Source organism: Brevundimonas bullata (genome assembly GCF_014207965.1).
Classification (GTDB): Bacteria; Pseudomonadota; Alphaproteobacteria; order Caulobacterales; family Caulobacteraceae; genus Brevundimonas; species Brevundimonas bullata_A.
The window spans coordinates 308,234-317,386 of the sequence record NZ_JACHLM010000006.1 but is presented as its reverse complement, the minus strand read 5'-3'; the positions used below and the strand labels follow the sequence as shown (position 1 = coordinate 317,386).

17 protein-coding genes and 1 pseudogene are annotated in these 9,153 nt (G+C 63.1%); all 18 read left to right on the top strand.

Annotated elements, in window-relative coordinates; translation table 11 throughout:
- Positions 1–4: 4 nt before the first annotated feature.
- The 18 genes and pseudogenes from rplB (at position 5) to secY (ending at position 9,143) form a co-directional block, all read left to right on the top strand.
- Positions 5–841, top strand: a complete 837-nt coding sequence (rplB, locus tag HNP51_RS16725) for a 50S ribosomal protein L2 (RefSeq protein ID WP_184272433.1) — start codon at positions 5–7, stop codon at positions 839–841.
- A gap of 2 nt (positions 842–843) precedes the next feature.
- Entirely contained in the window at positions 844–1,122 is a 279-nt protein-coding gene (gene rpsS, locus HNP51_RS16720) for a 30S ribosomal protein S19 (RefSeq protein WP_184272436.1), read from the top strand.
- Positions 1,123–1,125: 3 nt separating this feature from the next.
- Positions 1,126–1,506 carry a 50S ribosomal protein L22 gene (rplV, locus tag HNP51_RS16715; protein WP_105563636.1) on the top strand — a complete coding sequence of 127 codons (381 nt, stop codon included), beginning with the start codon at positions 1,126–1,128 and terminating at the stop codon, positions 1,504–1,506.
- Entirely contained in the window at positions 1,506–2,249 is a 744-nt protein-coding gene (gene rpsC / locus HNP51_RS16710) for a 30S ribosomal protein S3 (protein ID WP_114818615.1), read from the top strand. Before rplV ends, rpsC begins: the two co-directional genes overlap by 1 nt.
- A gap of 6 nt (positions 2,250–2,255) precedes the next feature.
- Positions 2,256–2,696: a 50S ribosomal protein L16 gene (gene rplP / locus HNP51_RS16705; protein WP_105563638.1), complete on the top strand. Its 441-nt coding sequence runs from the start codon at positions 2,256–2,258 to the stop codon at positions 2,694–2,696.
- Positions 2,693–2,890 carry a 50S ribosomal protein L29 gene (gene rpmC / locus HNP51_RS16700; RefSeq protein ID WP_105563639.1) on the top strand — a complete coding sequence of 66 codons (198 nt, stop codon included), beginning with the start codon at positions 2,693–2,695 and terminating at the stop codon, positions 2,888–2,890. Before rplP ends, rpmC begins: the two co-directional genes overlap by 4 nt.
- Positions 2,891–2,900: 10 nt before the next feature.
- Complete coding sequence (gene rpsQ / locus HNP51_RS16695; RefSeq protein WP_184272439.1) at positions 2,901–3,143, top strand: 30S ribosomal protein S17; 243 nt, start codon at positions 2,901–2,903, stop codon at positions 3,141–3,143.
- Positions 3,144–3,161: 18 nt separating this feature from the next.
- Positions 3,162–3,530, top strand: coding sequence for a 50S ribosomal protein L14 (gene rplN, locus HNP51_RS16690; RefSeq protein ID WP_184272442.1), 369 nt, complete (start codon positions 3,162–3,164; stop codon positions 3,528–3,530).
- Between the two features lies 1 nt (position 3,531).
- Positions 3,532–3,840 (top strand): 50S ribosomal protein L24, encoded by a 309-nt coding sequence (gene rplX, locus HNP51_RS16685; RefSeq protein WP_184272446.1) that lies wholly within the window; start codon positions 3,532–3,534, stop codon positions 3,838–3,840.
- On the top strand, positions 3,840–4,400 hold the full coding sequence (gene rplE / locus HNP51_RS16680) for a 50S ribosomal protein L5 (RefSeq protein ID WP_184272449.1): 561 nt from the start codon (positions 3,840–3,842) through the stop codon (positions 4,398–4,400). Before rplX ends, rplE begins: the two co-directional genes overlap by 1 nt.
- A 19-nt stretch (positions 4,401–4,419) precedes the next feature.
- A complete protein-coding gene (rpsN, locus tag HNP51_RS16675) occupies positions 4,420–4,725 on the top strand; it encodes a 30S ribosomal protein S14 (protein WP_105563643.1) in 306 nt (101 codons plus the stop codon).
- Between the two features lie 15 nt (positions 4,726–4,740).
- Positions 4,741–5,139: a 30S ribosomal protein S8 gene (rpsH, locus tag HNP51_RS16670; protein WP_184272452.1), complete on the top strand. Its 399-nt coding sequence runs from the start codon at positions 4,741–4,743 to the stop codon at positions 5,137–5,139.
- Position 5,140: 1 nt separating this feature from the next.
- Positions 5,141–5,674 carry a 50S ribosomal protein L6 gene (rplF, locus tag HNP51_RS16665; RefSeq protein ID WP_184272455.1) on the top strand — a complete coding sequence of 178 codons (534 nt, stop codon included), beginning with the start codon at positions 5,141–5,143 and terminating at the stop codon, positions 5,672–5,674.
- Between the two features lie 3 nt (positions 5,675–5,677).
- Positions 5,678–6,034 carry a 50S ribosomal protein L18 gene (gene rplR / locus HNP51_RS16660; protein WP_184272458.1) on the top strand — a complete coding sequence of 119 codons (357 nt, stop codon included), beginning with the start codon at positions 5,678–5,680 and terminating at the stop codon, positions 6,032–6,034.
- A 13-nt stretch (positions 6,035–6,047) separates the two neighbouring features.
- Positions 6,048–6,656 (top strand): 30S ribosomal protein S5, encoded by a 609-nt coding sequence (gene rpsE, locus HNP51_RS16655; RefSeq protein ID WP_184272461.1) that lies wholly within the window; start codon positions 6,048–6,050, stop codon positions 6,654–6,656.
- Positions 6,657–6,661: 5 nt separating this feature from the next.
- Positions 6,662–6,856: a 50S ribosomal protein L30 gene (rpmD, locus tag HNP51_RS16650; protein ID WP_114818609.1), complete on the top strand. Its 195-nt coding sequence runs from the start codon at positions 6,662–6,664 to the stop codon at positions 6,854–6,856.
- 166 nt (positions 6,857–7,022) lie between these two features.
- Positions 7,023–7,484 (top strand): annotated as a pseudogene (gene rplO / locus HNP51_RS16645) (50S ribosomal protein L15); the annotation flags it as partial.
- A gap of 279 nt (positions 7,485–7,763) precedes the next feature.
- Complete coding sequence (gene secY / locus HNP51_RS16640) at positions 7,764–9,143, top strand: preprotein translocase subunit SecY (RefSeq protein WP_184272467.1); 1,380 nt, start codon at positions 7,764–7,766, stop codon at positions 9,141–9,143.
- Positions 9,144–9,153: the final 10 nt, after the last annotated feature.

Here is a 9,153-nt window from a genome sequence, read left to right as displayed (position 1 = left end):
GAAGATGGCTCTGAAGCATTACAATCCGACGTCGCCGGGCCGCCGCGCCCTGGTGCTGGTCGACCGGTCCGAGCTCCACAAGGGCCGTCCCGAGAAGTCGCTGACCGAAGGCCTGACGAAGTCCGGCGGTCGTGGCGCAGGTGGTCGTATCGCTGTCCGCTTCCGCGGCGGCGGCGCCAAGACCCTGTACCGCAAGATCGACTTCAAGCGTCGCAAGTTCGACGCCATCGGTACGGTCGAGCGTCTGGAATATGACCCGAACCGCACGGCCTTCATCGCTCTGGTGACCTACGCCGACGGCGAGAAGACCTACATCATCGCGCCGCAACGCCTTAAGGCCGGCGACACGGTGATCTCGGGCGAGAAGACCGACGTGAAGCCGGGCAACGCCATGCCGCTCCGTTCGATGCCGGTGGGTACGATCATCCACAACATCGAAATGAAGCCGGGCAAGGGCGCTCAGCTGGCTCGTTCGGCCGGCGCTTACGCTCAGCTGGTGGGTCGCGATCAGGGCTACGCCCAGATCCGTCTTGGCTCGGGCGAACTGCGCATGGTCCTGGACGCCTGCATGGCCACGGTGGGCGCGGTTTCGAACCCCGACCACATGAACCAGAACCTCGGCAAGGCCGGTCGCGTTCGTCACATGGGCTGGCGTCCGCACGTTCGCGGCGTCGCCATGAACCCGATCGACCACCCGCATGGTGGTGGTGAAGGCCGGACCTCTGGTGGTCGTACCCCGGTTACGCCGTGGGGCAAGGACACCAAGGGCACCCGCACCCGCAAGAACAAGGCTACGGATAAGTACATCATCCGTACCCGCCACGTTAAGAAGGCTCGCTAAGAATGGCCCGCTCCTCCTGGAAAGGCCCGTTTGTCGACGGGTATCTGCTCAAGAAGGCCGACGCCGTTCAAACGTCGGGCCGCAAGGATGTGATCAAGACCTGGTCGCGTCGTTCCACCATCCTGCCGCAGTTTGTCGGTTTGACCTTCGGCGTCCACAACGGCCAAAAGCACGTGCCGGTGATGGTCAACGAAGACATGGTCGGCATGAAGTTTGGCGAGTTCGCGCCGACCCGGAACTTCCCGGGTCACGCAGCGGACAAGAAGGCCAAAAGGAAGTAACTGATGGCCAAGTCCAACAACCCCCGCCGCGTCGGCGCCACCGAGGCTCGCGCCAAGCTGGTCAACGTTCGCATCAGCCCTCAAAAGCTGAACCTGGTGGCCGCATCGATCCGCGGTCTGCCGGTTCAGAAGGCGCTGAACGAGCTTGAATTCAGCCGCAAGCGCATCGCCACCGACGTCCGCAAGGTTCTGTATTCGGCCGTTTCGAACGCCGAAAACAACCACAACCTCGACATCGACAACCTGGTTGTCGCCGAGGCCTTCGTGGGCAAGAACCTGGTGATGAAGCGTTTCGCGAGCCGCGCTCGTGGTCGCTCGTCGCGCATCCTGAAACCGTTCAGCGAGATCACGATCGTGGTCCGTGAAGCCGGCGAGGCCGCCTGATGGGACAGAAAATCAATCCGGTCGGTCTGCGCCTCGGCGTAAACCGCACGTGGGACAGCCGTTGGTTCGCCGGCGGCGCCGACTACGCCCGCCTGCTGCACCAGGACCTGAAGCTGCGCACGTGGCTGAAGGAGCGTCTGCTCGCAGCAGGCGTCTCGCGCATCATCATCGAGCGTCCGCACAAGAAGTGCCGCGTGACGATCTACGCCGCCCGTCCGGGCGTCGTGATCGGCAAGAAGGGCGCTGACATCGAGAAGCTCCGCAAGGACATCTCGGCCCGCACTGAAGGCGAAGTTCACCTGAACATCGTCGAAGTCCGCAAGCCGGAAACCGACGCGCAGCTGATCGCTGAAAACATCGCGCAACAGCTGGAGCGCCGTATCGCGTTCCGCCGCGCCATGAAGCGTTCGATGCAGTCGGCCATGCGTCTCGGCGCCAAGGGCGTCCGCATCAACGTCGCCGGTCGTCTGGGCGGCGCTGAAATCGCTCGTATGGAATGGTACCGCGAAGGTCGCGTGCCGCTTCACACCCTGCGTGCCGACATCGACTATGGCTTCTATGAAGCCAAGACGACCTACGGCATCATTGGCGTGAAGGTCTGGGTCTTCAAGGGTGAAGTGCTCGAGCACGATCCCATGGCTCAGGACAAGCGTTGGGCCCTGGAAGCCTCGGGTCCGTCGTCCAACGAAGGCCGTGGCGGCCCCCGCGGTGATCGCGGTCCGCGCCGTGGTCGTGAGGGCTGATAGGTCATGTTGCAACCTAAAAAGACCAAGTACCGCAAGGCCTTCAAGGGCCGCATCCATGGCTCGGCCAAGGGTGGTTTCTCGCTGAACTTCGGCTCCTACGGCCTGAAGACGGTGGAACCCGAGCGTATCACTGCTCGCCAGATCGAAGCGGCTCGCCGCGCGATCACGCGTCAGATGAAGCGTCAGGGCCGCGTCTGGATCCGGGTCTTCCCGGACCTGCCCGTCACGGGCAAGCCGGCTGAAGTCCGGATGGGTAAGGGCAAGGGCGCTGTGGACCATTGGGCCGCACGCTGCCACCCGGGCCGTATCCTGTTCGAAATCGACGGCGTGCCGGACGATGTGGCTCGCGAAGCTCTGCGCCTCGGCGCGGCCAAGCTGCCGGTCCGCACCAAGGTGGTCACCCGCCTTGACGCCGGCATCGCTCATCTTGAGGAAGCGGCATGACCAAGATCGCCGATCTCCGGGGTCAAACCCCCGACCAACTGGCCGACGAGCTGCTGAAGCTCAAGAAGGAACAGTTCAACCTGCGCTTCCAGGCCGCCACCGGTCAGATGGAAAAGACTCACCGCGTTGGTGAAGTCCGCAAAGACATCGCTCGCATCTCCACGCTTCTGCGTGAGAAGCGCGCAGCGGTTTAAGGAAACACCTATGCCCAAACGTATTCTTGAAGGCGTGGTCGTGTCCGACAAGGGCGACAAGACGGTCGTCGTGAAGGTCGAGCGCACTCTGCTGCACCCGGTCCTGAAAAAGATCGTCCGTCTGTCCAAGAAGTACCACGCTCACGATGAGGGCAACGCCCTCAAAGTCGGCGACGTCGCACGCATCGTCGAGTGCGCTCCCAAGTCCAAGCTGAAGCGTTGGGAAGTCATTTCCACCGCCTCGGCTTCGTAAAGAGAAGGATCGGATCCTATGATCCAGATGCAAACTAACCTGGAGGTCGCCGATAACTCGGGCGCCCGCCGGGTCATGTGCATCAAGGTGTTGGGCGGCTCGAAGCGCCGCTACGCCTCGGTGGGTGACGTTATCGTCGCCTCGGTGAAGGAAGCTATTCCTCGCGGCCGCGTGAAGAAGGGCGACGTTGTTCGCGCTATCGTCGTGCGCACCGCCAAGGACATCCAGCGCAAGGACGGCTCGGTCATTCGTTTTGACAAGTCGGCCGCCGTCATCGTCAACAAACAAAACGAGCCGGTCGGCACGCGGATCTTTGGCCCTGTTCCTCGCGAACTGCGCGCCAAGAACCACATGAAGATTATCTCGCTGGCTCCGGAGGTCCTGTAATATGGCCGCCAAGATCAAGAAGGGCGACAAAGTCATCGTCCTGGCCGGCAAGGACAAGGGACGCACCGGTCAGGTGCTGAAGGTTCTGCCGACCGAAAATCGCGTCCTCGTGCAAGGCGTCAACATGGTTCAGCGCCACACGCGCCCGAGCCAGGCTGACCCGCAAGGGGGCATCAAGCACAAAGAAGCCTCGCTTCACCTGTCGAACGTCGCAGTCGCCGACGCCAACGGCAAGGCGACCCGCGTTGGCTTCAAGGTCGAAGGCGACGCCAAGGTTCGCTTCGCCAAGACCACGGGAGACGTCATCTAATGGCTGACACCAAGTACACGCCGCGTCTCAAGGCCGAGTATCAGGACCGCATCCGCGCCGTCCTGAAAGAGCAGTTCGGTTACACCAACGAGATGCAGATCCCCAAGCTGGACAAGATCGTCCTGAACATGGGTATCGGTGAAGCTGTCGCTGACTCCAAGAAGGCCAACACGGCTCTCAAGGACCTGACGGCTATCGCCGGCCAGAAGGCCGTCGCCACCAAGGCTCGTAACTCCATCGCCGGCTTCAAGCTGCGCGAAGGCATGGTCATCGGCGGCAAGGTTACGCTGCGCGGCGCCCAGATGTACGAATTCCTGGACCGGTTCATCACGATCGCGCTGCCGCGCGTGAAGGATTTCCGTGGCCTGAAGGGTACCTCGTTCGACGGTCGCGGCAACTACGCCACGGGTCTGAAGGAGCACATCGTGTTCCCGGAGATCAACTACGACCAGATCGACCAGATGTGGGGCATGGACATCGTTGTCTGCACCACGGCCAAGACCGATGCGGAAGCCAAGGCTCTCCTCACCGAGTTCAAGTTCCCGTTCGTGAAGAACTGAGCGGGAAGGGAAGAGAACAATGGCTAAGAAAAGCGCCGTAAACCGTAACGAAGCCGTCAAGGCTCTGGTTGCGAAGTATGCCGCAAAGCGGGCTGCCCTCAAGGCGACCGCCAACGACGAAAGCCTGCCGCTGGAAGAGCGTTTCGACGCTCGTCTGAAGCTGGCTGAGCTGCCGCGCAACTCGGCTCCGTCGCGCATCCGCAACCGCTGCGAAGTGACGGGCCGTCCGCGGGCCTTCTACCGCAAGCTGAAGATGAGCCGGATCGCCATGCGCGAGCTGGGCAACCTGGGGCAAATCCCCGGCCTGACCAAGTCGAGCTGGTAAGGGGAGCGAACAGATATGATGATCAACGATCCCCTGAGCGACATGATCGCTCGCATCAAGAACGCTGCGACTCGCAAGCGTTCCAAGGTGCTGACCCCGGCCTCCCGTCTGCGCCAGCGCGTCCTCGACGTGCTGCAGGACGAAGGCTACATCCGCGGCTATTCGCTGGTTCAAAACCCCGGCGAGTTCCCGCAGTTCGAGATCGAGCTGAAGTACTTCGACGGCCAGCCGGTGATCGCTGAGATCGCCCGCGTGTCGAAGCCTGGCCGCCGCGTTTACTCGGCCATCACCGACCTGAAGCCGATCAAGAACGGCCTCGGCATCTCGATCCTTTCGACTTCGAAGGGCGTCATGTCTGACGCCAACGCCCGCGACGCAAACGTCGGCGGCGAAGTCCTCTGCAGGGTCTACTGATATGTCCCGTATTGGCAAGAAAACCGTTGCTCTGCCGAAGGGCGTGACTGTCACGCTCAACGGTCAGACCGTCTCGGTCAAGGGTCCGAAGGGCGAGAGCTCCTGGACCGTGGCCGACGAGATCGAAGTCACCCAGGGCGAAGAGGGTCTGACCCTCGCGCCGCGTATGGACACGCCTCGCGCTCGCGCGATGTGGGGTCTGTCGCGCACCCTGGTCGACAACATGGTTGTTGGCGTCACCGAGGGCTTCGAAAAGACCTTGGAACTGGTCGGCGTGGGTTACCGCGCCGCCCTGAAGGGCCAGGCTCTGTCGCTGCAACTCGGCTTCTCGCATGAAGTCGACATCGCGCCGCCGGCCGGTATCACCTTCGTCGTGCCGAAGCAGACCGAGATCAAGATCCAGGGTTCTGACAAGCAAGTCGTTGGCGAAATCGCCGCCGTGATCCGCAAGCTGCGTCCGCCGGAGCCCTACAAGGGCAAGGGCGTGCGTTATTCGGGCGAGAAGGTCCGGCGCAAGGAAGGCAAGAAGAAGTAAGTCATGGCTCTTTCTCTGCAACAACAAGCCAAGCGCCGCGCCGAACGCAACCGTCGTCGCCTCAAGGCTGTGTCCAACGGCCGTCTGCGTCTGTCGGTCTTCCGTTCGGACAAGAACATCTCGGTTCAGATCATCGACGACGCCCAGGGCGTCACGGTGGCCGCCGCCTCGTCGCTGGAAGGCGGCAAGGGCTCCAAGGGTTCGGACGTCGCCGCAGCTGCTGCTATTGGCAAGCTGATCGCCGAGCGCGCCATCGAGAAGGGCGTCACCGACGTCGTTTTCGACCGCGGTGGCTACATCTATCACGGCCGCGTCAAGGCGCTGGCGGAGGCCGCGCGTGAAGCCGGCCTGAACTTCTAAGGGATCGAGAAGCATGGCTCGTGAACCCCAGCGCGGCGGCGGCGGCAACGACCGCAACCGTCGTGACAACCGCAACGCTCCTGCTGTCGACGGCCCGGATTCGGACATCGTCGAAAAGCTGGTGCACATCAACCGCGTCGCCGCCACCGTTAAGGGCGGACGTCGTTTCTCGTTCGCAGCCCTGATGGTTGTGGGCGACGGCAAGGGCCGGGTCGGCTTCGGTCATGGCAAGGCGCGTGAAGTGCCGGAAGCCATCCGCAAGGCGACTGAAGAAGCCAAGAAGACCATGATCCGCGTGCCTCTTCGTGAGAACCGCACCCTGCACCACGACGGCAACGGCCGTTGGGGCGCCGGCAAGATCATGATGCGCGCTGCCCCTCCCGGCACGGGCGTCATCGCCGGCGGTCCGATGCGTGCGGTCCTCGAAACCCTCGGCGTCCAGGATGTCGTCGGCAAGTCGACCGGCTCGTCGAACCCGTACAACATGATCCGCGCGACCTTCGAAGCTCTGAAGGTTCAATCGTCGCCGCGTCAGGTTGCTGCTAAGCGTGGCAAGAAGGTCGCTGACCTGATGGGCCGCCGCAACGACGGCGCTTCGGCGCCTGAAGCTGTCGAGGGCTGATAGACATGGCGAAGAACGAAAAAGCCACCGTCACGGTCCGCCAGACGGCCAGCCCGATCCGCCGCAAGGCTGATCAGCGCGCCACTCTGTCGGGCCTGGGTCTGAACCGCATCGGCCGCGAGTCGACGCTGGAGGACACCCCCTCGGTCCGTGGGATGATCGCCAAGGTCGCCCACATGGTCGAAGTGGTCGAAAAATAAGCAGATGCGCCCTTCCTCGTTCGCGGGGGAGGGCGTTTCTCTTTTGAAGAAGCATCTTGCGATGCTGCGTCGGGCCGCCTAGAAGCGGCCCTTCAATTTATCCAACGCCGAGTCAGGTGCGATCGCTCTGATCGACCTGGCGCTAGCACCCGAAAGGATCAGGCATATGAAACTGAACGAAATTCGCGACAACGAAGGCGCCCACAAAAAGCGCATGCGCGTCGGCCGCGGCCCGGGTTCGGGCAAGGGCAAGACGGCTGGTCGCGGCGTCAAGGGGCAGAAGTCGCGTTCGGGCGTCGCCATCGGCGGCTTCGAAGGCGGTCAAATGCCGCTGTACATGCGTATGCCCAAGCGCGGCTTCAACAACGCCAACGCTCTGAAGCTGGCCGAAGTGAACCTGTGGCGCGTGCAGGACGCCATCGACGCCGGCAAGCTGGACGCCAAGGCTGAGATCAACGGCGCCGCCCTGGTGGCCGCCGGCGTGATCCGTCGCGTCAAGGACGGCGTGCGCGTCCTGGGCGGAGGCGAACTGAAGGCCAAGCTGAACCTGGTCGTGTGGTCGGCCTCGGCCGGCGCCATCAAGTCCATCGAAGCCGCTGGCGGTTCGGTCGAGCAACAGCGCATCGCCGCTGAAGCAAAGGCCGCTGCTCGCGTTGCCAAGCGCGAAGCCGCCAAGGGCAAGGTTCCGCCGGCGAAGACCCCGCTGGGCGACGCCAACAAGGTCTCGGCCCGCGCCAAGCGCGCCGCTGCCAAGGCCTAAATCGATATCGTCATCCCGTGCGAGCGCTGCTGATGCGGCGTTCGCCGGGATTGTCCGCACCGGGATGACGAAATTCATGAAAGCGGCCCTCGCAAGACGGCCGCTTTCCGCCTATCTGACGACGGGCATAGTCGTGGGGACCGCCTAATGGCTTCGGCCGCTGAACAACTCGCCGCCAATATGAACATGGGCTCGTTCGCGAAAGCGACCGAGCTGCACAAACGCCTGCTGTTCACGCTGGGCGCGCTGCTGGTCTATCGGATCGGCACCTATGTTCCGATTCCGGGCATTAATTCCGAGGCCTTCCTGGCCTTCTTCCAGAACCCTGATGGCCAGCGCGGCATCCTGGACATGTTCAACATGTTCTCGGGCGGCGCGGTCGAGCGTATGGCCGTCTTCGCGTTGAACGTGATGCCATACATCTCGGCCTCGATCATCGTGCAACTGATGGGCGCGGTTTACCCGCCCTGGGAGAAGCTGAAGAAGGAAGGCGGCGAAAGCGGCCGCAAGCAGCTGAACCAGTACACCCGTTACCTGACGGTGTTCCTGGCTCTGGCCCAGTCCTTCGGCATCGCCGCCGGCCTGAACGCACAGGCCGGTCTGATCGACCAGCCGGGCGTCTTCTTCATCATTTCGACGGTCACGACCCTGACCGGCGGCACCATGTTCCTGATGTGGCTGGGTGAGCAGGTGACGGCGCGCGGCGTCGGCAACGGCATCTCGCTGATCATCTTCGCCGGCATCGTGGCGGTCCTGCCGTCCACCGTGGCGCGCCTGCTGGGCCTGGCTCAGCAAGGTCAGATGTCGGTCTTCGCCCTGCTGTTCATCGCCGTTCTGGCTGTGGCCACCATCGTCTTCATCGTCTTCATGGAGCGCGCCCAGCGCCGCCTTCTGATCCAGTATCCGAAGCGCCAGGAAGGCAACCGCATGACGGGCGGCGAACGCTCCTTCCTGCCGCTGAAGGTGAACACCGCCGGCGTCATTCCCGCCATCTTCGCCTCGTCGCTGCTGATGCTGCCGACGACGGTGGCCACCTTCACGGCTCAGGCCAACCTGCCCGAGTGGATGAGCTGGCTGCCGCTGGTGACGGCGCAGCTGACGCACGGTCAGCCGCTGTTCATGATCCTGTATGCGGTCCTGATCGTCTTCTTCTGCTTCTTCTACACCTCGATCACCTTCAATCCCGAGGACACGGCGGAGAACCTGCGCAAGTACGGCGGCTTCCTGCCGGGCATCCGTCCGGGCAAGCGCACGGCCGAGTATCTGGACTATGTCCTGACGCGTCTGACGGTGATCGGCGCCGCCTACATCACCGCGGTCTGCCTGCTGCCCGAGTTCCTGGTCAGCAGCATGGGCAACAGCCTCTACTTCGGCGGCACGTCGATCCTGATCGTCGTTTCGGTGACGATGGATACGGTGGCCCAGATCCAGTCCCAACTGCTGGCGCACCAGTACGAAGGCCTGATCAAGAAGGCGAAGCTGCGTGGTCGTGGCGGCCGGGGCGGCAGCGCCCCAGCCCGTCGCTGATAGTCGGGTA

What these genes read in the sequence shown, in the direction of transcription:
- rplB (WP_184272433.1), top strand. Translation starts at nt 5, where the DNA reads ATGGCTCTGAAGCATTACAATCCGACGTCGCCGGGCCGCCGCGCCCTG.
- rpsS (WP_184272436.1), top strand. Translation starts at nt 844, where the DNA reads ATGGCCCGCTCCTCCTGGAAAGGCCCGTTTGTCGACGGGTATCTGCTC.
- rplV (WP_105563636.1), top strand. Translation starts at nt 1,126, where the DNA reads ATGGCCAAGTCCAACAACCCCCGCCGCGTCGGCGCCACCGAGGCTCGC.
- rpsC (WP_114818615.1), top strand. Translation starts at nt 1,506, where the DNA reads ATGGGACAGAAAATCAATCCGGTCGGTCTGCGCCTCGGCGTAAACCGC.
- rplP (WP_105563638.1), top strand. Translation starts at nt 2,256, where the DNA reads ATGTTGCAACCTAAAAAGACCAAGTACCGCAAGGCCTTCAAGGGCCGC.
- rpmC (WP_105563639.1), top strand. Translation starts at nt 2,693, where the DNA reads ATGACCAAGATCGCCGATCTCCGGGGTCAAACCCCCGACCAACTGGCC.
- rpsQ (WP_184272439.1), top strand. Translation starts at nt 2,901, where the DNA reads ATGCCCAAACGTATTCTTGAAGGCGTGGTCGTGTCCGACAAGGGCGAC.
- rplN (WP_184272442.1), top strand. Translation starts at nt 3,162, where the DNA reads ATGATCCAGATGCAAACTAACCTGGAGGTCGCCGATAACTCGGGCGCC.
- rplX (WP_184272446.1), top strand. Translation starts at nt 3,532, where the DNA reads ATGGCCGCCAAGATCAAGAAGGGCGACAAAGTCATCGTCCTGGCCGGC.
- rplE (WP_184272449.1), top strand. Translation starts at nt 3,840, where the DNA reads ATGGCTGACACCAAGTACACGCCGCGTCTCAAGGCCGAGTATCAGGAC.
- rpsN (WP_105563643.1), top strand. Translation starts at nt 4,420, where the DNA reads ATGGCTAAGAAAAGCGCCGTAAACCGTAACGAAGCCGTCAAGGCTCTG.
- rpsH (WP_184272452.1), top strand. Translation starts at nt 4,741, where the DNA reads ATGATGATCAACGATCCCCTGAGCGACATGATCGCTCGCATCAAGAAC.
- rplF (WP_184272455.1), top strand. Translation starts at nt 5,141, where the DNA reads ATGTCCCGTATTGGCAAGAAAACCGTTGCTCTGCCGAAGGGCGTGACT.
- rplR (WP_184272458.1), top strand. Translation starts at nt 5,678, where the DNA reads ATGGCTCTTTCTCTGCAACAACAAGCCAAGCGCCGCGCCGAACGCAAC.
- rpsE (WP_184272461.1), top strand. Translation starts at nt 6,048, where the DNA reads ATGGCTCGTGAACCCCAGCGCGGCGGCGGCGGCAACGACCGCAACCGT.
- rpmD (WP_114818609.1), top strand. Translation starts at nt 6,662, where the DNA reads ATGGCGAAGAACGAAAAAGCCACCGTCACGGTCCGCCAGACGGCCAGC.
- secY (WP_184272467.1), top strand. Translation starts at nt 7,764, where the DNA reads ATGGCTTCGGCCGCTGAACAACTCGCCGCCAATATGAACATGGGCTCG.